This window comes from Zhihengliuella halotolerans (assembly GCF_004217565.1).
Lineage (GTDB): Bacteria > Actinomycetota > Actinomycetes > Actinomycetales > Micrococcaceae > Zhihengliuella > Zhihengliuella halotolerans.
In genome coordinates, this window is the sequence record NZ_SHLA01000001.1 from 2,417,307 (window position 1) to 2,439,243 (window position 21,937).

The window sequence follows — 21,937 nt, forward strand, 5'->3', positions numbered from 1 at the left end:
GGCGCCCCTTCGGCGTCTCATGAGTTGCTAACCGCGGCGAAACCGATCCGAAACACCCGGGCGCTTATCTGGAATCACCCCCTCGCGGAATCGTTCCGCGGGACGGGTCCCCACGATGACAGGAGCACCATCATGAACGAATCGGCCAACCGCATCAGCGACGTCGCCTCCCTCGTCCTCGGAGACATGGTGGAGGTGCGCCGCTTCGACGACGTCCTCTACCGGGGCCACGTCGACGCCGTCGCCCAGCGCTTGGGTGTCGCCTGGGTTCGCGATCACCTCACAGGCTGCCGCGCGATGCTGCACGGAGATCTCTTCAACGTTTTTGTTCTGCGCCGCAGCCCCCTGCACACGCCCGCCGAGCCGATCCGCGCGGGCTTGCTCGCCGCCGCCTGAGGTCCGATCCGCCACGGATCCTCAAGTACTGGCCAGCAGATCTCCCCAGATCAGCCTCAATTCTGTACTCTCGCAAGTAGCACCTCAGGCAGCGTGTCGGAGGTCGAACGCGAGAAAGGAACGTCATGGGTTTCATTCCACTTCTGATTCTGGGTTTGATTGCCGGCGCCATCGCGAAGGCGATCCTTCCAGGCCGGCAGGGCGGCGGCTGGATCGTCACCATGCTGCTCGGCGTCGTGGGCGCCTTGTTGGGCGGTTGGATCGGCGGCGCGCTCTTCGACGTCGACATGTCAAAGTTCTGGAGCTTCTCGTCTTGGCTCTGGGCTGTCATCGGCTCCCTCATCGTCCTAGCCATCTGGGGCCTCGTGACCAAGAAGCGCGCCTAACAGCTCGCTTCACCGCCAGTGGGTGGCTGTCCCTCTCGGGACGGCCGCCCACTGCCGTTCCGGGGCGCGCCGGGGAAACGGCGACGCACCGCAGCGCAGGCTACGCTGAGTCCATGGCGTGGATGCGAACCCAAGAACACTTCCTGGCCCTCTCACCTGAACAGCTGTGGCCGGTCCTCAGCGACCTCACCCGGCTGCCCGAGTGGAACGCCGCCGTCGCGGCGATGCGCCCGGCAAGCGAGGACGAGAGCATCGCCCGCGGTTCCCGGCTCGACCTCGTGCCGCTGCCTCCGCTCGTCGGTGCGATCCACGCTCGCCTGGCCCCACCCGCCGTCGTCACCGAATTCTCCCCACCCGCGGAGCACGACGACGCGGCCGCACCCCTCGCCCCCGGGGCTCCCGCCGCATCGCTGGCCTGGCGCCAGACCCAGCCGGGCGGCGGCCTCCTCGTGCGCTGGGAGCTCATCCCCTCCACGGAGCGGACCACGGGCGCGGCCGGCGAACCAGTCGAGGTCGCCGGCACGCTTGTGCGCCAACGAGTCTCGGTCGACGGGCTGCTCGCAGGAGTCTTCGCCGAGACCGCGGCCCGACCCCTCGCCTCCCGTTTCCCGGAGAACTGCGCCCGCCTCTACGCTCTGGCCCAGGATGCTACACCGGACCTCGCGACCGTCCCGTCGGCGGACGCCGGCGCCCCGGACCCTGCCGCCTCAGGATCCCCAGCGGGACAGGTCAAGATCGTCATCGCCGGCGGCACCGGCTTCCTCGGCCGCCAACTCGCGGCCGACCTGATGTGCCGGGGACACGACGTCGTGCTGCTCACCCGCAACCCGGAGCCGACCCTGCCCTTCCGACAGGCGGTGTGGGACGGGCGCACCGTGGCCGAATGGGCCGGCGAGCTGGCCGCTGCGCCAGGGCAGCGCGTTGCCGTCGTGAATCTGGCGGGAAAGCTCGTGGATGTGCGTCCCACCGCGGAGAACATCGCGGCCCTGCGGTCCTCCCGGGTCGACTCGACGGCAGCCCTCGTCGAAGCGAGTCGGGAACTCGAGAATCCCGTGTCCGCTTGGGTGCAGGCGAGCACGACCGCCATCTACGGAGACGCCGGCGAGGAGCTGCTGACCGAGGGCTCGGCGATTCCGACGGGCACGACCGCCCTGCCGCAGATGACCGGCGTCGCCGAACCATGGGAGGCCGCTGCGGCCGAGGCCCGCAGCGAGCGGCTGCACCTGTTGCGGACGTCGATCGTGCTGGAACAGGAGTGCCCTGCGTTCGACCGGCTCGCGATGCTCGCCCGGGCTGGCCTCGGCGGTACCGTCGGCGACGGCCGGCAGTGGTTCTCGTGGATCCACCTGGCCGACTGGCTGTCGATCGTGCGCGGCCTGCTGGGGCTGACGCCGGGGCTCGACGTCCCGGCCGGGGTCGTGAACGCTGCGGCGCCCGAGCCCGTCCGGAACCGTGAGCTGATGCGCATCCTGCGCGGCGCGCTCGCTCCCCAGCCGCTCAAACGCCGTTCCCTCAACACGCCCGCCCCATTGCTCCATGTGGGCGCCGTGGCCCTGCGCACGGACCCAGCGCTCGGGCTGACCGGAAGGCACGTGACGTCGAGGGTACTCGCCGACGCCGGCTTCGAGTTCCGGTACCCGGACCTCCCGGCGGCCATCGGCGAAATCGTCGGCTGACTTCGCTGCATGGCGCTACGTGAAATCCTGCCCAACTTCACCCCACATTTCGGGCCTGCACAATGCTGTCGGCTTGTATTGAGTGTGCACGGGCCATGAAAGTGGGCAGAAAGGTCTCTCCTCGTAGGCGAAGGCCCAGCCCTCCCGTAGTCTTGGTGTACTGAAGCCTTTCAGTCGCGAATTCTCGTCTACCCCCGCGGCGGGCTGTTTCATACAAGATCGTCTGCGTCGGATACGCCTTCGGTTTTCTTCACCTCAGGACGCAACCCGCATGACGACTTCCACGCTCGCCTCCGGCGATACCCCAGTTCCCTCCGCACGCACCCGCGCCACGAGTGACTACTCGCAGCTCATGGGCCAGGTCCGCGCGGCCGGCCTGCTCAGCAAGCGGCGCGGCTTCTACTTGTGGCTGCTCGCCGGTCTCGTGACGGCGCTGGCCGCCTGCGGCGTGGCCTCGGTGCTCATCGGCCACTCCTGGTACCAGTTGCTGGTGGCCGGCATCGTCGGCATCCTCCTGACGCAGCTGGCGTTCGTAGGCCACGAGGCCGCGCACCGCCAGGTCTTCCACAGCCACAAGACGAACGAATGGGTGGGGCTGATCCTCGCCAATCTGGGTGCGGGCCTGTCCTTCGCCTGGTGGAACAACAAGCACAACCGGCACCACGCCAACCCGAACACGATCGGCTCGGACCCCGACATCGAGGATCCCGTGGTCGCGTTCACTCCGCAGCAGATGGCCACGCGCCGCGGACTGTTCAAGTGGATCGCCGAGCGCCAGGGCTACCTGTTCTTCCCGCTGCTTCTCCTCGAAGGCTTGAACCTGCACCGCGACGCCCTGCAGACCGTGCTCGGCCGCGGAGCCGTGAAGCGCCGTCCGATCGAGATCGCGACGCTCGCCATCCGCCTCGTCGGCATCCCGGTGGTCCTCTTCCTCCTGCTGCCGCCCGGCATCGCCGCGGCCGCCTGGGGCGTGCAGCTGGCCGTCTTCGGTTTCTACATGGGCGCCTCGTTCGCGCCGAACCACAAGGGCATGCCGCTGCTGCAGGAGCGCGGGACCCTGAACTTCCTCAAGCGCCAGGTCCTGACGTCGCGCAACATCAGGGGCACCCGGTTCAACACGGCCCTCATGGGCGGACTGAACTTCCAGATCGAGCACCACCTCTTCCCCTCGATGCCGCGGCCACACCTCGCCGCCGCCCAGCGCATCGTGGCCGACTTCTGCGCCGAGCGCGGCATCTCCTACACGGAGGTCTCCCTCACCGAGTCCTACCGTCAGGTGGTCCAGTACCTGAACCGGGTCGGCCTCTCGGCCCGCGACCCGTTCGAGTGCCCCATGCAGTCCATGCGCTAAAGCGCCACTACTTTCCACCGACGAGCGGTCCACGGCAGCCTTGCCGTGGGCCGCTCTTCGTTGCCAGCACCCTGAGAGAACATGTTCTCTTGATCGTTACTTGAGCCTTTGAACTTCGCCGCTCCGAAACCACCTACCGCCGGATACTCTAGTGAGCGAATCTACGGTGGGGGCCAAAGGATTGGGGTCGGGGACGACGATGGATTTCGAAAACGAACTGCTTGATCGCGCGGCGGGAACAGTGCTCGGGCTCGCGACGGGCGACGCGCTCGGTGCCGGCTACGCGGCTGCGCCGCCCCACCCCGCAGAGTCCGCCGTTGAGATGATCGGCGGCGGGCCGGCAGGCTTCGCCCCCGGAGAGTGGACCGACGACGCCGCGTTGGCGATTGTCACGGCGCTGGCCTTCGTGGACGCCCGCGGAGAATCGAGCCGCCGCGCACAGGATCTCATGGTGGCCGGATGGTGGGAACGCGCCCAGCACGCCCGCTCGCTCGGCGCGCAAACACGCAAGGTCCTCGCCTCTGCGGCACGGATCGCCGCCAACGACGGGCGCAAGACCCCCACCACGGCTGACGCCCTGGTCGCGAGTCAGCAGTACGCGCAGATGACGGACCTCACCGGCGGCAATGGCTCCCTCGTGCGCACCGCGCCGGTCGCCCTCGCGCATCTGGCGCAACCACCCTCCCGCGCGGCAAACGCGGCCGTCCGCATCAGCGCCCTCACCCACGTCGACCAGCGTGCCAACGAGGCGTGCGGCATCTGGACCGCAGCCGTGCACCACGCGATTCACACCGGCTCCGCGGACATTCGCGCCGGCCTCGAGTGGTTGCCGTCGAACAGCACTACCTATTGGCTCGGGCTCATCGAGGAAGCAGAGCGAGCGCGCCCGGAGGATTTCCCGGAGAGCGGCTGGGTCGTGCACGCGTTCCAGGCCGCCTGGTCGGCGATCCACCGATCCGCCACGGGAGACTTCGCCATCGGTGCCGCAGCAGAGAGGGTCCGTGCCGGGCTTGAGGCGGCCGTCCGCGCAGGGAACGACACCGACGCGGTCGGGGCCATCGCCGGCTCCCTGCTGGGTGCCGCGCACGGAGCGAGCGCCCTGCCCCCGGAGTGGACCCGCGACCTGCACGGCTGGCCCGACGCGACCGCCGCGGACCTCGTCGCACTGGCCGGCGACCTGGCCTCTGGCGGAGCGCGGGAGCCGCAGGCGCGCCGTTCACGTCGCGCAATCTAGGCGCGCGGCGTCGTCGTACTGCGCCCGCGGCGACATAATGGACCGGTGACTTCCCAACCAGCGCCCGCGCCCGCCGACACCGCGACCTTCGACCCGGCCCCGCCGTTCGGGCTCCTGCTCGACGTGGACGGGCCGATCGCGTCCCCGGTGACCCGCACCGTCGCAATCGAGTCGATCGGCCGCGACCTCGCCGCGATGGCGAACGCCGGGATCCCGGTCGTCTTCAACACCGGCCGCTCGGATGCGTTCATCGCCGCCGAGGTGGTTCCCGCGCTGCGCGCCGCGGGCCTGCGCGAGGGCGCACCCGTCTTCACGATCAGCGAGAAGGGAGCGGTGTGGGCGTCCGTCTCACCCGCGGGACTCGGGGAGATCAGCATCGATCCCGAGCTGCGCCTGCCGGCGGCCCTGTACGACGACGTCCGTGCCTTGGTCGCCGAGCGGTACGCGGCGCTGATGTTCCACGACGAGACGAAGCGGGCCATGGTCTCCGTGGAGATGACCGTCGGCGCCGACCCGCATGCGTACCTGGCCGCGCAGAAGCACTTCGACGAGGCGATTCCGGCGCTGCTGGAGAAGCACGGGCTCAAGGACGTCCGCATCGATCCGACGATCATCTCGACCGACATCGAGCACGAGTTGCTCGGCAAGGATCTCGGTGCGGCGCGGACGCTCAAGCTGCTCACCGAGCGCGGGATCTCGGCCGGTTCCTGGTTCACGATGGGCGATTCCCGCACCGACTACGCGATGGCCGAGTGGCTGCACAAGCACGGGCACGAGGTCTCCCACGTCGACGTGCGCCCGGCCGACGGCGTGCCCCAGACGCCGTACCCCGTGCTGACCTCGGCGACCGGCGCGATCCACGACGAGGCCGGGGCCGAGTTCCTCACGAACTGGGCCGGCCGCATCGCCGAAGAAGCCTGAGCTGGCGGCCGAGCCTGAGGGTCAGCCCTGCCGCCGCGCTCCGTCCAGCCGCGACTGGGCGGCGAGGCGGACCGGCGCGTTGTCGGCTCCGTAGCCGTCGTAACCGCCGATCCGCTGGACGACCTCGAAGAACACTCCGCCGATCCGCCGCGTGTAGAAGTGCAGGAACTCGCCGAACTCGTCGCGGTCGTAGAGGACCTGGTGGCTGCGCAGCAGGTCCACGTAGCGGTCGTCCAGGTCGAAGCGCGCCCGGACGTCGTCGTAGTAGTTGGCGGGAACCGGCAGGAAGCGCATGCCGCGGTTGCGTGCCTGGTGGGCCACCGCCATCACGTTGTCCGAGACGAGCGCGACGTGCTCGGTCTTCTCCTCGTGCACGGCGGGCAGCACGTTGAACGGCAGGCGGACCGTCCCGTCGTGGGTGCGCAGCACGCGGCTCCGGACCAGCCCGTGCGGGCTCGCAACCTGGTTGACGGACCCCTTCTCGAAGCCGAGGACGCTGCCGTAGAAGTGCACGGTCTCGTCGTGCGTCTCCCACGAGCTCACCAGATTCACGTGGTCGAAGGCCCCCAGATGGGACGGTGCATCCGGCGCGTACCCGTGCTCGAACTCCCCCACCCACCCGGGCTCGGCGCCGTTCGCCGGGGCCGAGGCGAGGAAGAGCTGCGGGCCGTGCGGCGTCGCGAACGCTGGCAGCCGCTGCTCTCCGGCCTGCATGGGTCGCGGCATCCGCGGAACGTCCAGATCGGAGATCCGGCGCTCCGCCCGCTCCACGTCCGCGTACAGCAGCCCGAGCCCGGAGAGGTGCGGTTCGTCGCCGCGCGCGTACTGCTCGTTGAGCACGATCCGAGCCCCGCCCGCGCTCCAGAGCCGCACCGGCTTGGTCCGGTGCTGCCCGCGGAACACGAATCCCAGCTGCTCGAGGGCCTCCTCCACGTCGCGCGTGTCCTCGGCCTGGACTTCGACGAAGTCGATCCCGGCGGGCGCCTGCACCGGGGCCACCGACGACGACGGCGCCGCGTCGAGGAAGCGGCGTGCTGTCTCGTCGGCGAGCGTGTACAGCGAGCGGTGCGCCTGCACCGCCGTCGTCCCCGACGCGGTCTGCCGGAAGGTGTCGTTGAAGACCTCGAGCGAGACGGCGCCGTCGTAGCCGGTGCGCAGCACGTGCGCCAGGAAGGCCGCGAGATCGAACTCGCCCTCGCCCGGGAAGAGCCGGTGGTGGCGGGACCAGGAGAGCACGTCCATCGAGAGTTCAGGGGCGTCGGCGAGCTGGAGGAAGAAGATCTTCTCCCCGTCGATCTCCTCGATTCCGGCGGGATCGTGACCGCGGGAGAGGATGTGGAAACTGTCCAGGCACGTGCCGATGTGGGGGTGGTCGGCGAGCTGGACGATCCGCCATGCGCGCCGGTAGTCGTTCACGTAGCGGCCCCACGCGAGGGCCTCGAACGCGACCCGCACCCCGTAGTCGGCCGCCAGGTCGCCGAGTCGGCGCAGCTGCGCGGCGGAGACCTCGTCCGAGTCGATCGTCGCGGTGGCCACGTTGGAGCACACCAGGATGGTGTCGATGCCCAGCCGGTTCATGACCCGGAACCGCGCCTCGGCGCGCCGCAGGTTGGCCTCGAGCAGCTCCTCGGTGACGCCCTCGAAGTCGCGGAACGGCTGGTAGAGGTCCAGCGACAGGCCCAGCCGTTCGGCCCGGGCCCGGATCTCCTCGGGAGTGAGGTCGGAGGCAACGAGATCGGGTTCGAACACCTCGATCCCGTCGAATCCGGCCCGCGCACACGCGCTCATCTTCTCTTCGAGGCTGCCGCTGAGGCAGACCGTGGCGATGGAGGTTCGCATGGTGTCTCTCCTGGGGTGGTCGTGGCGTCAGGGGTACGACGCCGGCGGATCGGGTGGCGTTCAGGCCGCGCCGATGAGTTCGTGGAAGTGGGCGAGCATCCGCTCGCGGTCCGGCGTCAGACCGGTGATCAGGGCGATGCTGTCCGCGGCCTGGCCGACGGCCATGCGGCCGCCGTCGAGCACGGGATGCCCGGCGGCCTTGGCCCGGCGCAGCAGCTCGGTCTCGAGCGGGCGGTAGACGACCTCGGCAACCCACGCGCCCGCGGCGAGGGCCTCAGGCGCGAAGGCCGCCCCCGGGTGCTCCGCCATGCCGACCGGCGTCACGTGCACGACGCCGTCGGCCTCGGCCAACCAGTGCCCGAGGTCGCCGTCGGAGGAACGCAGCCGCACGCCAGTCGCGGCGCCGGAGAACCTCTCCACCAGGGCCTCCGCGGCGAACTGATCGAGGTCGTGGATGACGACTTCCTCGAAGCCCATGGAGACGAGCGAGTAGGCGGTGGCCAGCCCCGCCCCGCCGGCGCCGACCTGCAGCACGCGGCCGCGGGGACGGGAGCCAAGGAACTCCTCGAGGCCGGCCCGGAACCCCGTGCAGTCGGTGTTGTGCGCGACGCGGCCCCCGCCGAAGAGAATCAGGTTCGCCGACCCGATCCGGCTGACCTCCGCGCTGGTCTCGTCGACGTGCGCGAGCACCCGCTGCTTGTAGGGGTGGGTCACGTTGGCCGCGGCGAAGCCCCGCGCCTCGAGGTCGGCGAGCACCGCGGCCAGGTCGGCGTCGTCCTCCCCCGCGAGGTCGACGCGCTCGTAGGTGTAGTCGAGACCGAGCGCGCCGCCCTCGCGCTCGTGCATGGGGGGCGTCAACGACGGGCCGATGCCGTCGCCGATGAGCGCCACGCGGTAGCGCGGCGTCTCCCCGGCGGATCGCGTCGCGTTCTCGGAGACGGGGTTCGCCATCACTCGGCGGAGCCGCGGATCGACTCGTAGACCGCGAGCGACTCCTCGTCCAGGTTCTCGCGGAAGTACTCCTCGGTCCGCGCGCGGAACGCGTCGATGTCGACGTCGTCGACGACCTCGATGGCCGCATCCGATTCGAAGGCGGCCAGCAGCTCCGCCTCCGCATCGGCGACGCACGTGAGCATCTCGTCCTCGGCCGCGGCGACGGCGTCCTGCAGCACGGTCTGCTGTTCGGCGCTCAGGTCGTCGAAGACCGGCCCCGCGACGATGAGGTTGCTGTTCTGGGAGTGGCGGGACAGGGAGAGGTAGTCCTGCACCTCGGCCAGGTTCAGCGCGTCGATGTTCGTCAGCGGGTTCTCCTGGCCGTCGACGATGCCCTGCTGCAGGGCCAAGTAGACCTCTTCGTAGGCGACCTCGGTCGAGGAGGCGCCGAGCGCCTTGGCGTTCTGCAGGAACTGGGGCGAACCCGGGAAACGCATGCGCAGCCCGTCGAGGTCCTCGGGGGTCCGGATCGGGTCGTTGGCGGTGAAGGTGCGTGGTCCGATCGACCAGGCGCCGAGCACGCTCACCCCGGAGGCCTCCTTGAAGTTCTCCTTCAGCTCGGCGGCGTCCTCGCTGCGGAAGAACTCGGAGACGTGGGCCTCGTCGTCGAACACGTACGCTCCGTCGACGATGCCGACAGGGTTATAGACGGCGGACAGGGCCGACGCGCCCTGCAGGTCGATGTCGATGTCGCCGGAGCTGACGGACGCGATGCGGTCCGCGTCGCCGCCGAGCTGGCTCGAATCGTAGATCTCGACCGTCAGGCCAGCGTCGGCGGCCTCGACCTCGTCCTTGATCACCTGGGCGCCGCACAGATGCGCTGGCTGGTCCTGGGTGTAGGAGTGGGCGAGGGTGAGCTCGACCGCCCCGTCGCCGGTTCCGCCCTCGGAGCCAGAGCAGGCCGTCATGAGCCCGACGGGCAGGATGGCGGCTGCGGCGCCGAGCGCCTTGAACTTGTTCTTCATGATGTACCTCCGTGTCGGTGCCTGCGAAATCGCGGGCCGGGTGATGGGTTGTCGAGCGGAATGGGTGTCAGAGGCCCAAGCGGGCGGGCAGCCACATGACCATGTCGGGGAAGACGATGATCAGCACGCAGACCGCGACGAGCGGGACGATGAAGGGCAGGCAGCCGCGGAACACCTCGCCCACCGGGACCTTGAGGGTCGAGGCGAGGACGAAGAGCACGGTGCCGACGGGCGGCGTCAGCAGGCCGATCATGAGCGAGACGATCATGAGGACGCCGAGGACGATCGGATCCACGCCGATCTGGGTGGCGATGGGCATGAGCATCGGCACGGTCAGCACCAGCACGGCGACGGCGTCGACCACCGTGCCGAGCACGAGCATGAGGACCGCGACGAGCGCCAGGAAGAACATCGGGTTCTCCGTGATGCCGAGGATGAGGGAGGCCAGGTCCTGCGGAACGCGTTCGCGGGCGAAAACGTAGCCGATGAGGGCGGCGGAGGCGACGATCAGCATGATCGCTGCCGTCGTCATGACGGTTTCGATGAAGACCTTGGGCAAGTCCTTGAGCGAGAGCGTCCGGTAGCAGAGACCAAGGATCAGCATGTAAGCGGCGCCGACGGCCGCCGCCTCGGTCGGGGTGAAGTAGCCGCCGAGGATGCCGCCGAGGATGATGACCGGGGCGGCCAGGGGTGCGATCACGCGCTTGCCCGTCTTGCGGACGAGCTCCCACGAGAAGCCCACGTGGGTGAGCCCGGGCTGCCGCCGGGCCAGGATGAAGACGACGATCGTCAGGCCGACGGCCATGAGCACGGCCGGGAGGACGGACGCGGCGAAGAGCGCTCCCGTGGACACGGCGCCGAGTCCGGCGAAGATCACGGCCGGGATGCTCGGGGGCATGACCGGTGCGATGAGGGCCGAGGAGCCGACCACGCCGAGGCTGAAGCGCCGGCTGTAGCCGTGGCGGACCATCTGCGGCACCTGGACCTTGCCGAGGGCTGCGGCGTCGGCGACGGCCGACCCGCTCATCCAGGAGAAGCCGAGGCTCACGCCGATGCTGACGTAGCCGAGTCCGCCGTGCACCTTGCCCATGATGGCCAGCGCGAAGTCGAAGAGCCGCTCGGCGATGCCGGCGTGCGCGGCGAGCGTGCCGAGGAGCACGAACAGGGGGACGGCGAGCAGCGGGAAGCTCGCCGTGGCCTCCGCGACGAGACGCATCGCGAGTCCGACCGACTGGCCGGTGGCGATGAGGTAGACGAGCCCGGGGCCGAGGAACGCGAAGGCCACCGGCACGCGCAGCAGCAGGAGCGCCGCAATGGCGAGCAGCATCAGGACGACGGTCATGACTGGACCTCACGGTTGACGTTGAGGGCGAGGGAATCGGTGTCGTGCGATTCGGCCACGCCGCGGCGGATGACGATCCAGGCGACGGCGCCGGCGCGGATCGCGGTGCTGACGAACCCGATGAACGGGAGGATGTAGTGCCAGGACATCGGCATGCGCATCGCCGGCGACTTGATCACGCCAGACCCGGAGATGAGCGCGAGGCACTCGCGGGCGAAGAGCAGGGCGATCACCATCAGCACGACGTTGGCGATGACGTGCACGGTCCGCACGAGCAGCGGGCGCCGGATCGTGTCGACGACCTGCAGTGCGATGTGCCCGTCTCGGGTCACGAGGACCCCGGCGGCGACGAACGTCAACCAGACCAGACTGAACCTCGCCAGCTCGCCCGTCCACGACCAGCCGTCCACCGGCAGGTAGCGCTGGAACGCCTGCAGCAGGACGAGGACGAAGATCGTCGCTGCCGCCGCGGCAGCCAGTCCGAGTTCTACGGCGGTCGCTGCGCGGACGAGGCGCGGCCAGAAGCCGCGGCGGGTGTCAGCATCGTTCTCAGCCACGACGCCTCCTCAAACGTTGTCCGGTGCGGCCACCTCTTGTGGCTCGCATCACATGATTCAACGAAGTTAGCAACCTGGCTGAAACACGGAAAACAAGTTGCCAAAAATTGCCAGAATTGATTCACTGGGGTTGTGAAGAAGGTAACGATCTACGACGTGGCCGAGCGCGCCGGCGTCGCGCCGTCGACGGTGTCGCGGGCGCTGAGCAACCCCGATCGCGTGCACGCGTCCACGCGGGAGAAGATCGAGGCCGCGGCGCGCGAGGTCGGCTACGAGCGGCAGCGGCCGCTGCGCAGCGAGCCGCGGCAGACGATCGCCATGGTGCTGCCGGACATCGCCAATCCGCACTTCATCAAGATCATCCGCGGCGCGGAGCTGCGGGCCAAGTCCTCTCAGTTCACGCTGGTGGTAGTCAACGGGGAGGAATCCGCCCAGATCGAGCTGACGCAGATCCGCGGGCTGGCGCAGAAGGTCGACGGCTTCGTGATCGCCTCCAGCCGCCTTCCGGACCACGAGCTGCTCCACGTCGCACGCGAACACAAGACGGTCCTGCTCAACCGCGAGGTCGAGGGGCTCTCCAGCATCGTCCTGGACATGCAGATGGGCTGCCGGCAGATCCTCGAGCACCTCGCCTCGCTCGGCCACACGGAGTTCACCTACTGTGCGGGGCCGCCCGGTTCCTGGATGGGCGCCACGCGCTGGGCCGCCCTGCGCGACGGGGCGGCCGACTACGGGCTCGAGCCGCACCGCATCGGCCCGTACGCCCCCACCGTCGCCGCCGGCGGGGTCGCCGCGGACGCGGCTCTCCGCTCGAAGCCGACGGCGCTCGTCGCGCACAACGACATGCTCGCCCTGGGCATCATGCAGCGACTCAAGGGCCGCGGGGTCACCCTGCCCGATGACATGAGCCTCGTCGGATTCGACAACAATTTCGCCGCCGCGCTCGTCTCGACGCCCCTCACGACCCTCGACGGCCCCGGCGCGGAGGTGGGCGGACGCGGCGTGGACCTGCTGCTGCGGTCGATCGCGGAGGAACCCGAGCGGCGCGGCACGCTGACCGACCCGCCCAACGAGAGGATCACGCTGCCGACGGAACTCATCCTGCGCGAATCCTCGGGCCTGGCTCCGGTGCGGTAGCCCGGCCGCGGCGGGTCAGGTCGCGATGCGCGCGAGCGCGAGCAGGGCCCAGTACGACGACGCCCCGATGACCAGCGCGAAGCCGCTCAGCCACACGAGGGCCGGCACGCCGCTCATCCGCGCGAGCAGGTAGGCGTCCGAGTTCCTCCGGTCGCCGCGGCCGCGGTGCACCGCGGCCACCTTGAACCAGTCGCGTACCGCGCCAACGAGCAGACCGATCCCGAGGACCAGCACGACCACACCCACGCCCCGTTGCGGGACGAATACGACCAGGCCCTGCGCGACGCCGGCGCACACGAGCGCGATCAGGACCCCCAGCCAGTTGCGGATGAAGAGCAGCGAGACGAGCAGCATCGCGGCACCGAGCGAGAGCGCGGCGCCGGCCCACCCAGCCGAAGCCGACCAGATCATCAGCGCCCCGGCCACGGCGGGCGCCGGATAGCCCCAGAAACCCGACCAGATGCTCCCGGCACGCCCGCGACCGGCGCTGACCATTTCGCCGGAATGGTCCAGCCGCAGCCGGATCCCGCGCACGACCCGGCCGGTCATGAGCGCCGCGAGGGCGTGCCCGAGCTCGTGCACGAACGTCACGTACAGCCCGAACCACCGCCTCGTCACCCGGGGCACGGAGAGAGCCACGGCCGCCCCGATCACGAGCACCACCAACTGCGCGTCCAAATGCACCGGAGCTGCCCGGTCGAAGCCGTCCCGCAGCGCGTCCCACCACGTCTCTAATCCTGTCATCACCGACCCAGAGTAGACGCTCGCGCTGTGCGGTTCCTTCACCGAATCCGCGACTCCGCGCCCTCGCAGTAGGCTCGTCCCCATGCGTTCACCGATCGAACAGTACTTGCGGGATCTGCATCGCGAACTGTCGGGCCTGACGGAGGGTCTTCCCTTCCAGGGCATCCCGGCCATGGCGAGTGCAGACCCCGATGATTTCGCCATCTGCCTTGCCACCGTGGACGGCTACGTCTACGAAGTCGGGGACTCCCAGACCGAGTTCACCATCCAGTCCATCTCCAAACCTTTCACCTACGGGCTCGCCCTTGAAGACCACGGCTTGGACGCCGTCGACCGGAAGATCGATGTCGAACCTTCCGGCGACGCGTTCAACGAGATCTCCCTGGCCCACGACACCGGCCGGCCCGCCAACCCCATGATCAACGCCGGCGCGATCGCGGCGACCTCGCTCATCAAGGGCTCGGGGGGCCGCGACGGCTTCGCCCGGATCCTCGACGTCTACTCGAAGTTCGCGGGCCGCCCGCTCTCTGTCTCCGAGCACGTCTTCGCGTCCGAATCGGCCACGGGATTCCGCAACCGCGCCCTGGCCGACCTGCTGCGCAGCTTCGGCATCATCGAGGACGATCCGGACGGGCCGGTCGAGAACTACTTCCGCCAGTGCTCGGTCCAGGTCACCGCGCGCGATCTGGCCCTCATGGGCGCCACGCTGGCCAACGGCGGCCAGCAGCCCGTGACCGGTCAGCAGGTCGTGGGCCTGGAAACGGTCCAGCGCATGCTCTCGGTCATGCTCACGTGCGGGATGTACGACGACGCCGGCGCGTGGACGAGCGCCGTCGGCCTCCCTGCGAAATCGGGAGTGGGCGGCGGGCTCATGGCGGTGCTCCCCGGCCAGCTCGGCATCTCCGTGTACTCCCCGCCGCTCGACCAGCACGGCTCGTCGGTGCGCGGCATCGCCGCCGTCCGACGCCTCGCCGCCGAGATGGGGCTGCACTTCGTCCAGGCCGCGCGGATCGGCCGCTCAGCCATCCGCGAGCACTACCCCATCACCGATTCTCCCTCCGGCGTCCGCCGCAACCAGGAGGCCACCGACGTCCTCACCGAACACGGGCACCGGGCCCAGCTGGTGGAGCTGCACGGGGATCTGCTGTTCGCGGGCGCCGAGTCAGCGTCCCGGCACGTCAGTTCGATGCCCGACGAGGTCGAGATCCTGCTGCTGGACGTGCGCAAAGTGGACGAGGTCAACGACGTCGCCCTGCGGCTCATGGACGAGCTGTGCGACGGCTTCGAGGAGAGCGGCCGGCGAGTGGCCGTGATCGACAGCCCCGGCCGGATCTCCGAGGTCCTGTGCACCGACGGGACACCGTTGTTCTCCGGCAGCACCGAGGCGATCGAGTGGGCCGAGGAGCTGCTGCTGCGCAAGCACGGCTGCAGCTCGCTGGTGCCCGAGACCGTGGCCCTGCCCGACTTCGTGGCGCTGGCGCCCCTGACGGACGAGCAGATCGCCGACCTCGACGCGGCCATGGAGCGGCGCGTCTACGAGGACGGCGACCTGATCCGCCGGTCGGGCCAGAAGTTCGGCGGAATCTACTTCATCACCTCGGGCCACGTGGCCGCGAGCACCGCGCACGGCGGACACCACGTCCGCCATGCGACGCTCGGCCCGGGCATGACGTTCGGCGAGATCGCTCTGGGCGGCGGCGCTCCCGTCCGGGTCCGCGCCGAGGGCCAGGTGAACCTCCTGGTCCTGACGGCGGACGCGATCGAGAAGATCGAGCGCGACAACACCGCGCTCGCGCTGGCCTTGTGGAAGGCCGTGGCCACCGACGCGTACACGCGCGTGGAACAGAACCTGCAGGAGGTCGCCGTCCGCGTCCGCATCTGAGGCCGCGGACGGCTCCCCGCCGTCGTCGTTCCGGGACGCCCGGTCTCCTACCGTGCGGCGAGCGCCTTCTGCCGCCGGTAGGAGATCACGGTGCCGACTACCACGATCGCCAAAGCGATGAGGAAGATGCCGGACCCGATCACGTTGGCCTGCGCCGGGATGCCGCGGGTGGCCGCGACGTAGATGAACTTCGGGAACGTGTCGAACGTGCCCGAGTTGAAGTTCGCGATGATGAAATCGTCGAAGCTCATCGCAAAGCTCAGCAGGGCCGCCGCCATGATGCCGGGCAGCAGCAGCGGGAACGTCACCTTCCAGAACGTCGTGCGCGGGGAGGCGTACAGGTCGCCGGCGGCCTCCTCGAGCCGCCCGTCGAGCGAGGAGACGCGGGCCCGGACCGTGACGACGACGAACGCCATGCAGAACGTGACGTGCGAGATGACCACGGTCCAGTAACCGAGCTGCCACCCGAGGTTCAGGAACTGCGCGAGCAGCGAGGCGCCGAGCACTACCTCGGGGGTCGCGAGCGGCAGGATGATGAGGATGTCGGCGAGCTTGCGGAAGCGGAACTTGTACCGGGCCAGTCCGAGCGCGATCGCGGTGCCGAGCACGGTCGCGATGATCGTGGCGACGAACGCGATCGACAGCGAGTTGCCGAGCGCGTCGCAGATGTTCGGCGCCCCGCACGGGTTCTGCCAGTTGGAGAACGTGAAGCCCTGCCACGTCAGGTTGGTGCGGCCGGCGTCGTTGAAGGAGAAGACGAAGATGTAGGCGATCGGGACCAGAAGGTACACGAACGCCAGCCCGCCGAGGACGGGGACCAGCCAGCGGCCCATGTGCTGCTTGAGGCGCATCTAGAACAGCTCCTTCGTCCCGAACTTGCGGATGTAGGCCATGACCAGGATCAGGATAATGACCATCAGCACCGCGGAGAGCGCCGCAGCCGTCGGGTAGTCGACGATCTTGAAGAAGCGCGAGTCGATGACCTGGCCGATCATGGCGGTGTCCCGGTTGTTGCCGAGGATCGTGGCATTGATGTAGTCGCCGGAGGCGGGGATGAATGTCAGCAGCGTCCCGGCGAAGACTCCCGGCATCGACAGCGGCAGCGTGACCTTGCGGAACGCGGTCATGGGCGAGGCGTAGAGGTCACCGGCCGCCTCCAGCAGGCGCGTGTCGAGACGTTCGAGACTCGCGTAGATCGGCAGCGCCATGAAGGGCAGGAAGTTGTAGGTCAAGCCGGCGACGACGGCGAACGCCGTCGCGGTCAGCCGCCCGTCCTCCGGCAGGATCGCCACGAACCGCAGGACCTCGACGACGAAGCCCTCGTCGGAAAGGATCTGCTTCCACGCCTGCGTGCGCAGCACGAAGCTGGAGAAGAACGGGGCGATGAGGATGACCAGCAGGATCGAGGCGAGCAGCTTCTGCTGGCGCAGCCGCACTGCAACCAGGTACGCCATCGTGTAGCCGATGAACAGCGCTAGGACGGTCGCGATGGCCGCGAAGAGGAACGACCGCAGCAGCGGCACCCAGTACTCGCTGAGGGCCACGACGTAGTTGGAGACCTCGAACGCGGGCACGAACACGCCGGTTTCAGCTCCGGGTGGCCGCGCGTACAGCGACATCGCCAACAGCACGAACACCGGGGCCGCGAAGAAGAGCAGCAGGAACACGAACCCGGGGACGATGAGTCCGACGCCGACGCGCCCGCGGGCCTTCTCCGCCTGCTGCTCGGCCGCGGACAGGTCCTCGGCCGGCTCGGGGCGCCGGGTGGCGGCCGCGCTCATGATTCTCGCTCCGCGGCGCCGGCGGCGACGTCGTCGTCCCCGGCCAGACCGAACGTGAAATCCGGATCCCAGCACATGACCGCCGAATCGCCGGCTTCGCCGGTGACCTGGCCCATGTTCTGCGTGAACGTGCCCACGATGCCCACTCCGGGCACATCGATGAGGTACTCGGTCGACACGCCCGTGAAGGAGGCGTCGACGATCGTGCCGTCGAGCCGGTTGTGCCCCTCAGGCACGGACTCCTCACCCGCGGTGAAGATGCGCATCTTCTCCGGGCGCACACCGAGCACGACCTCACCCGAATCGGCGACGGCGCGGTCGGCGCGTAGGCGCTGCACGCCCCCGGCAGCCTCGACGAGCAGGTACTCGCCATCGCGGCCGACGACCTTCCCGCGCATGAGGTTCGACTTGCCGAGGAAGTTGGCGACGAACGCCGTCTTCGGCAGCTCGTAGAGCTCGCGCGGGGCGCCCATCTGCTCGATCCGGCCCTTGTTCATGACGGCCACGACGTCGGCCATGGTCATGGCCTCCTCCTGATCGTGGGTGACGTGCACGAACGTGAGCCCCAGCTCGGTCTGAATCTGCTTGAGCTCGACCTGCATCTGCCGGCGCAACTTCATGTCGAGGGCGCCGAGCGGCTCATCGAGCAGCAGGACCTGCGGGCGATTCACCACGGCGCGGGCCAGCGCAACGCGCTGCTGCTGACCGCCCGAGAGCTGGGCGGGCTTCCGGTTGGCCAGGTGCGCGAGCTCGACGAGCTCGAGGGCCTCCTTGGCGCGGGCGACGGCGTCGGCCACCTTGCGCTGCTTGAGCCCGAACGCCACGTTGTCCAGCACGGTCATGTGCGGGAACAGCGCGTAGGACTGGAAGACCGTGTTGACCGGCCGCCGGTGCGAGGGCAGATCGGTGACGTCCTCGGTCCCGATGCGCAGCGTGCCCTCGGAGGGCTGCTCGAGCCCGGCGACGATGCGCAGGGTCGTGGACTTGCCGCAGCCGGAGGGGCCGAGGAGGGCGAAGAAGGAGCCGGAGGGGATCGTCAGCGACAGGTCGTCGACGGCGGTGAACGTCGCGAACCGCTTGCTCACGTTCTCGATGATCAGATCGGCTCCGCCGGTCGCCCCGGGGACGACGCCGGCGCGGCCGCCCCGCTCGTCGGCCGCTTCCGGCCTGGTTGCTTCGGTGCTCATGTGGCCGCCTCCCGCGTCTTGGGTGTTCTGCTGGTTCAACGATTCCGGCGTCGTGATCACGCTCAGACTCCGATCGCCCCGGAGAAGATCGAGGAGAACTCGTTCTCCTCACCCGAGTCGAGGGTGCGGAAGATGCTGACGTTGGACAGGAACTCGTCGGTCGGGAAGATCAGCGGGTTGTCGACAAGCGACGGATCGATGCCCTCCATGGCCTCGCGCGCGCCTTCGACGGGGCAGATGTAGTTCACGTACGCGGCGACGGTCGCGGCGACCTCGGGGTCGTAGTAGTAGTTCATGAGCTGCTCCGCGTTGGACTTGTGCGTGGCCCCGATCGGAACCAGCATGTTGTCGCTCCAGAGCGTTCCGCCGGCCTCCGGGATGGCGAACTCCCACTTGTCGCCCTCCTCGAAGTTGAGCTGGGTGATGTCGCCGGACCAGCCGATGACGGCCAGCGCGTCCTCAGAGACCAGGTCCTCCTTGTAGGAGTTGCCCTTGACCTGCCGGATCTGCCCGTTGGCGATCTGCTCGGCCAGCACGTCCGCGGCATTGCCGAACTCGTCGGCGCCCCAGTCGCCCGAGATGTCGACGCCCTGCTCGAGCATGAGCAGGCCCATGGTGTCGCGCATCTCGTCGAGGACCGCCACGCGGCCCTTGAGCTCGGGCTTCCACAGGTCGGAGACCGAGGCCAGCCCGCCGGGGACCTTCTCCTTGTTCCAGGCGATGCCGGCGAAGCCGGACTGCCAGGTCAGGGAGTGCGTCCGGCCCGGATCGAAGTCGACGTCCTTCAGGTTGGCCAGCAGGTTCTCGGCATTGGGGATGTTGGCCCGATCGAGTTCCTGCGTGTAGCCCTGCCGGATGAGGCGCGAGGCCATGTAGTCGGTCAGGGTCACGATGTCCTGTCCGATGTCCTGGCCGCGGGAGAGCTGCGCCTGGACCTTGCCGTAGTAGGAGTCGTTGCCGTCGACGTCTTCGGAGTAGTTGACCTTGATCCCGGAATCGTCCATGAACGCCTCGAGGCTCGGGTACTTCTTCGTCGCGTCGTCGTAGTCGAGGTAGAGCGTCCAGTTGGCCCAGTTGACCACGGCCTCGTCGGCGGAGACGTCTTCGGCCGGAGTCAGCGCGGCGGCGGAACCACTAGAGCCGGCACCCGTGCCGGAGGTGCCGCAGGCGGCCAGGAGTCCGGCGAGGCCGAGGCCGCCCGCTCCTCCCAGGAGACGACGGCGGCTCACCTGCGCGGAGATGAGGCTCTGCAGTCGCGGGTCGGCTGGCTTGCGGCGGCGATTGGCGTTCGGTGCCATGATGCGGCTCCTCTGTAATACGTAGTTGCGGTGCAATGTGACGTGACACACATCATGCCAGCACCCCGCTCTGAGGACAAGGGTTTCGCTCGTAAACTTTGTATTTCACGACTGATTCAGTCGTGTATCTGGGATTAACTATCGTTTTCCCTTCCCAAACGGCCTCGTCAGTGCTTATGGTCGGTACATGAACCTCGACGGCCGGCAGGCCCGCCCGGTGCGACCACCGCGGCGTCCGCGCCCGCCGTCGAACTGACGAGAAGGTGATAAAGACGTGAATCGCGACGCCACGCAGTCCCACGCCGAGCTCCTGGTCCAGGACGGGATCTCCCGCGCCATCATCGAGGAGCTCCAGCGCAACGGCCGGCAGTCCTACGCCGCCGTAGCCAAAGAGGTCGGGCTGAGCGAGGCCGCGGTACGACAGCGAATCCAGAAACTCATCGAAGCGCAGGTCATGAAGATCGTCGCCGTCACGGACCCGATGCAGCTGGGCTTCACGCGGCAGGCCATGGTCCTCATCCGGAGCCACGGCGATCTCACGGCCACCGCGGACCGCGTCGCAGAACTGCCCAACGTGGACTACTGCGTCGTCACCGCCGGCCGTACCGACATCCTCGCCGAGGTCGTCTGCACGGACGACGAGGACCTGCTCGAAACCATCAACACCATCCGACAGATCGAGGGCGTCGCGTCATCGGAGACGCTGACGTACCTCTCCCTCCGCAAACAGGAATACGACTGGGGTACCAAATGACCATCGCAGACACTGCCACCAACACCACTCCACGCGGGACCAACCGCCAGCAGGCCGCTCGCGACCATCTCTGGATGCACTTCGCCAAGCACTCCCCGCTCATCGAAGGCGGGTCCGTGCCGACGATCGTGCGCGGCGAGGGCCACCATGTCTTCGACGACAGCGGCCGACGCTACATCGACGGACTGGCCGGGCTGTTCGTCGCCCAGGTCGGCCACGGCCGCGAGGAGCTCGCCGAGGCCGCGCGCAAGCAGGCGGAGAAGCTGGCCTTCTTCCCGCTGTGGTCCTACGCGCACGAGCCCGCGATCGATCTCGCCGAACGCCTGGCGAACTACGCGCCCGGGGACCTGAACCGCGTCTTCTTCACGACTGGCGGCGGCGAGGCCGTCGAGTCGGCCTTCAAGCTGGCCAAGCAGTACCACAAGCTCACCGGCAACCCCGGCAAGTACAAGGTCATCTCCCGCGCACTCGCCTACCACGGCACCCCGCAGGGCGCCCTGGCCATCACCTCGCTCCCGGGCATGAAGACGCCGTTCGAGCCGCTCGTCCCCGGCACGTTCCGCGTCCCGAACACCAACCACTACCGCGGCCCCGAGCAGTTCGCCGACGACGAGGAGGCGTTCGGCCTCTGGGCGGCCGAGCGCGTGCGCGAGGCGATCGAGTTCGAGGGCCCCGAGTCCGTGGCAGCCGTGTTCATGGAGCCGGTCCAGAACGCCGGCGGCTGCTTCACGCCCCCGCCCGGCTACTTCCAGCGTGTGCGCGAGATCTGCGACGAGCACAACGTGCTCATGGTCTCCGACGAGGTCATCTGCGCCTTCGGCCGCATCGGCTCGATGTTCGCGTGCGAGGACTTCGGCTACACGCCGGACATCATCACGTGTGCCAAGGGCATGACGAGCGGCTACTCGCCGATCGGCGCGATGATCGCTTCCGACCGCCTCTTCGAGCCGTTCTCCAAGGGCGACACGACGTTCCTGCACGGCTACACGTTCGGCGGGCACCCGGTCTCGGCCGCCGTCGCGATGGCCAACCTGGACATCATGGAGCGCGAGGGCCTGAACCAGCGCGTTAAGGACAACGGCCCCGCCTTCAAGGCCACGCTCTCGAAGCTCAACGACCTGCCGATCGTCGGCGACGTGCGCGGCACCGGCTACTTCTACGGCATCGAGCTGGTCAAGGACAAGAAGACCAAGGAGACCTTTAACGAGGCCGAGTCGGAGCACCTGCTCGCCGGGTTCCTCTCCCACGCGCTCTTCGACGCCGGACTGTACTGCCGCGCCGACGACCGCGGCGACCCCGTCATCCAGCTCGCGCCGCCGCTGACGATCGGCCAGCCGCAGTTCGACGAGATCGAGCAGATCCTGCGCGGCGTGCTCACCGAAGCCTGGGCACGGTTGTAGGCCTGCCGTGACCGTGACTTCGGAACACGACGACGTCGCCCGCGCCTCGCGCGCGCCCCGCACCGGGGTGCGCGCGAGGCTGGGCGGCTGGCTG

The 21,937-nt window shown here is 68.9% G+C and carries 20 protein-coding genes; 10 read left to right on the forward strand and 10 right to left on the reverse strand.

All coding sequences use genetic code 11. The features are described 5' to 3' along the window. The first annotated feature begins 132 nt into the window (after positions 1-132). The 6 genes from EV380_RS10920 (at position 133) to EV380_RS10945 (ending at position 5,964) form a co-directional block, all read left to right on the forward strand. The gene (locus tag EV380_RS10920; RefSeq protein ID WP_130451159.1) at positions 133-396 is read left to right on the forward strand and encodes a hypothetical protein; all 264 of its coding nucleotides are present in this window, start codon (positions 133-135) and stop codon (positions 394-396) included. Positions 397-521: 125 nt separating this feature from the next. Next, positions 522-782: a GlsB/YeaQ/YmgE family stress response membrane protein gene (locus EV380_RS10925; RefSeq protein WP_130451160.1), complete on the forward strand. Its 261-nt coding sequence runs from the start codon at positions 522-524 to the stop codon at positions 780-782. A gap of 113 nt (positions 783-895) precedes the next feature. Then, positions 896-2,458: a DUF1731 domain-containing protein gene (locus tag EV380_RS10930; RefSeq protein WP_242607588.1), complete on the forward strand. Its 1,563-nt coding sequence runs from the start codon at positions 896-898 to the stop codon at positions 2,456-2,458. Positions 2,459-2,729: 271 nt separating this feature from the next. Continuing rightward, positions 2,730-3,809: a fatty acid desaturase family protein gene (locus EV380_RS10935; RefSeq protein ID WP_130451161.1), complete on the forward strand. Its 1,080-nt coding sequence runs from the start codon at positions 2,730-2,732 to the stop codon at positions 3,807-3,809. Positions 3,810-4,008: 199 nt separating this feature from the next. Next, a complete protein-coding gene (locus EV380_RS10940) occupies positions 4,009-5,043 on the forward strand; it encodes an ADP-ribosylglycohydrolase family protein (protein ID WP_130451162.1) in 1,035 nt (344 codons plus the stop codon). A gap of 45 nt (positions 5,044-5,088) precedes the next feature. Then, positions 5,089-5,964, forward strand: coding sequence for a Cof-type HAD-IIB family hydrolase (locus EV380_RS10945; protein WP_130451163.1), 876 nt, complete (start codon positions 5,089-5,091; stop codon positions 5,962-5,964). Between the two features lie 21 nt (positions 5,965-5,985). Here the strand turns inward: EV380_RS10945 and EV380_RS10950 are convergent, their stop codons facing one another. The 5 genes from EV380_RS10950 to EV380_RS10970 all read right to left on the reverse strand — a co-directional run bounded on the left by EV380_RS10950 (position 5,986) and on the right by EV380_RS10970 (position 11,660). After that, the gene (locus EV380_RS10950) at positions 5,986-7,803 is read right to left on the reverse strand and encodes a sugar phosphate isomerase/epimerase and 4-hydroxyphenylpyruvate domain-containing protein (RefSeq protein ID WP_130451164.1); all 1,818 of its coding nucleotides are present in this window, start codon (positions 7,801-7,803) and stop codon (positions 5,986-5,988) included. A 60-nt stretch (positions 7,804-7,863) separates the two neighbouring features. After that, the gene (locus EV380_RS10955; protein WP_130452200.1) at positions 7,864-8,754 is read right to left on the reverse strand and encodes a shikimate dehydrogenase; all 891 of its coding nucleotides are present in this window, start codon (positions 8,752-8,754) and stop codon (positions 7,864-7,866) included. Continuing rightward, positions 8,754-9,761, reverse strand: a complete 1,008-nt coding sequence (locus EV380_RS10960) for a DctP family TRAP transporter solute-binding subunit (RefSeq protein WP_130451165.1) — start codon at positions 9,759-9,761, stop codon at positions 8,754-8,756. Before EV380_RS10960 ends, EV380_RS10955 begins: the two co-directional genes overlap by 1 nt. A 67-nt stretch (positions 9,762-9,828) precedes the next feature. Continuing rightward, a complete protein-coding gene (locus EV380_RS10965; protein ID WP_130451166.1) occupies positions 9,829-11,103 on the reverse strand; it encodes a TRAP transporter large permease in 1,275 nt (424 codons plus the stop codon). Further along, on the reverse strand, positions 11,100-11,660 hold the full coding sequence (locus EV380_RS10970) for a TRAP transporter small permease (protein WP_130451167.1): 561 nt from the start codon (positions 11,658-11,660) through the stop codon (positions 11,100-11,102). The genes EV380_RS10965 and EV380_RS10970 overlap by 4 nt, the downstream gene beginning before the upstream one ends. 132 nt (positions 11,661-11,792) lie before the next feature. Here EV380_RS10970 and EV380_RS10975 point away from each other — a divergent pair, with 132 nt between their 5' ends. After that, complete coding sequence (locus EV380_RS10975; RefSeq protein ID WP_130451168.1) at positions 11,793-12,797, forward strand: LacI family DNA-binding transcriptional regulator; 1,005 nt, start codon at positions 11,793-11,795, stop codon at positions 12,795-12,797. 15 nt (positions 12,798-12,812) lie between these two features. Here the strand turns inward: EV380_RS10975 and EV380_RS10980 are convergent, their stop codons facing one another. Next, positions 12,813-13,541, reverse strand: a complete 729-nt coding sequence (locus EV380_RS10980) for a M50 family metallopeptidase (RefSeq protein WP_130452201.1) — start codon at positions 13,539-13,541, stop codon at positions 12,813-12,815. 82 nt (positions 13,542-13,623) lie between these two features. Here EV380_RS10980 and glsA point away from each other — a divergent pair, with 82 nt between their 5' ends. Next, on the forward strand, positions 13,624-15,423 hold the full coding sequence (gene glsA, locus EV380_RS10985; protein WP_130451169.1) for a glutaminase A: 1,800 nt from the start codon (positions 13,624-13,626) through the stop codon (positions 15,421-15,423). 47 nt (positions 15,424-15,470) lie between these two features. Here glsA and EV380_RS10990 read toward each other — a convergent pair whose 3' ends face one another. From EV380_RS10990 to EV380_RS11005, 4 genes are all read right to left on the reverse strand, one after another. After that, entirely contained in the window at positions 15,471-16,274 is an 804-nt protein-coding gene (locus EV380_RS10990; RefSeq protein WP_130451170.1) for an ABC transporter permease, read from the reverse strand. Continuing rightward, positions 16,275-17,204 (reverse strand): ABC transporter permease, encoded by a 930-nt coding sequence (locus tag EV380_RS10995; RefSeq protein WP_130451171.1) that lies wholly within the window; start codon positions 17,202-17,204, stop codon positions 16,275-16,277. Then, entirely contained in the window at positions 17,201-18,391 is a 1,191-nt protein-coding gene (locus EV380_RS11000) for an ABC transporter ATP-binding protein (protein WP_130451172.1), read from the reverse strand. Before EV380_RS11000 ends, EV380_RS10995 begins: the two co-directional genes overlap by 4 nt. 62 nt (positions 18,392-18,453) lie before the next feature. Further along, positions 18,454-19,689: an ABC transporter substrate-binding protein gene (locus EV380_RS11005; RefSeq protein WP_130451173.1), complete on the reverse strand. Its 1,236-nt coding sequence runs from the start codon at positions 19,687-19,689 to the stop codon at positions 18,454-18,456. Between the two features lie 274 nt (positions 19,690-19,963). Between EV380_RS11005 and EV380_RS11010 the strand changes: the two genes are divergently transcribed. Then, positions 19,964-20,443 (forward strand): Lrp/AsnC family transcriptional regulator, encoded by a 480-nt coding sequence (locus EV380_RS11010; RefSeq protein ID WP_102159368.1) that lies wholly within the window; start codon positions 19,964-19,966, stop codon positions 20,441-20,443. Then, the gene (locus EV380_RS11015; protein ID WP_130451174.1) at positions 20,440-21,843 is read left to right on the forward strand and encodes an aspartate aminotransferase family protein; all 1,404 of its coding nucleotides are present in this window, start codon (positions 20,440-20,442) and stop codon (positions 21,841-21,843) included. Before EV380_RS11010 ends, EV380_RS11015 begins: the two co-directional genes overlap by 4 nt. Positions 21,844-21,937 lie beyond the last annotated feature (94 nt).

What these genes read in the sequence shown, in the direction of transcription:
- EV380_RS10925 (WP_130451160.1), top strand. Translation starts at nt 522, where the DNA reads ATGGGTTTCATTCCACTTCTGATTCTGGGTTTGATTGCCGGCGCCATC.
- EV380_RS10930 (WP_242607588.1), top strand. Translation starts at nt 896, where the DNA reads ATGGCGTGGATGCGAACCCAAGAACACTTCCTGGCCCTCTCACCTGAA.
- EV380_RS10920 (WP_130451159.1), top strand. Translation starts at nt 133, where the DNA reads ATGAACGAATCGGCCAACCGCATCAGCGACGTCGCCTCCCTCGTCCTC.
- EV380_RS10965 (WP_130451166.1), bottom strand. Translation starts at nt 11,103, where the DNA reads ATGACCGTCGTCCTGATGCTGCTCGCCATTGCGGCGCTCCTGCTGCTG.
- EV380_RS11015 (WP_130451174.1), top strand. Translation starts at nt 20,440, where the DNA reads ATGACCATCGCAGACACTGCCACCAACACCACTCCACGCGGGACCAAC.
- EV380_RS11000 (WP_130451172.1), bottom strand. Translation starts at nt 18,391, where the DNA reads ATGAGCACCGAAGCAACCAGGCCGGAAGCGGCCGACGAGCGGGGCGGC.
- glsA (WP_130451169.1), top strand. Translation starts at nt 13,624, where the DNA reads ATGCGTTCACCGATCGAACAGTACTTGCGGGATCTGCATCGCGAACTG.
- EV380_RS11005 (WP_130451173.1), bottom strand. Translation starts at nt 19,689, where the DNA reads ATGGCACCGAACGCCAATCGCCGCCGCAAGCCAGCCGACCCGCGACTG.
- EV380_RS10935 (WP_130451161.1), top strand. Translation starts at nt 2,730, where the DNA reads ATGACGACTTCCACGCTCGCCTCCGGCGATACCCCAGTTCCCTCCGCA.
- EV380_RS10960 (WP_130451165.1), bottom strand. Translation starts at nt 9,761, where the DNA reads ATGAAGAACAAGTTCAAGGCGCTCGGCGCCGCAGCCGCCATCCTGCCC.
- EV380_RS10995 (WP_130451171.1), bottom strand. Translation starts at nt 17,204, where the DNA reads ATGAGCGCGGCCGCCACCCGGCGCCCCGAGCCGGCCGAGGACCTGTCC.
- EV380_RS10955 (WP_130452200.1), bottom strand. Translation starts at nt 8,754, where the DNA reads ATGGCGAACCCCGTCTCCGAGAACGCGACGCGATCCGCCGGGGAGACG.
- EV380_RS10940 (WP_130451162.1), top strand. Translation starts at nt 4,009, where the DNA reads ATGGATTTCGAAAACGAACTGCTTGATCGCGCGGCGGGAACAGTGCTC.
- EV380_RS10980 (WP_130452201.1), bottom strand. Translation starts at nt 13,541, where the DNA reads ATGACAGGATTAGAGACGTGGTGGGACGCGCTGCGGGACGGCTTCGAC.
- EV380_RS10950 (WP_130451164.1), bottom strand. Translation starts at nt 7,803, where the DNA reads ATGCGAACCTCCATCGCCACGGTCTGCCTCAGCGGCAGCCTCGAAGAG.
- EV380_RS10990 (WP_130451170.1), bottom strand. Translation starts at nt 16,274, where the DNA reads ATGCGCCTCAAGCAGCACATGGGCCGCTGGCTGGTCCCCGTCCTCGGC.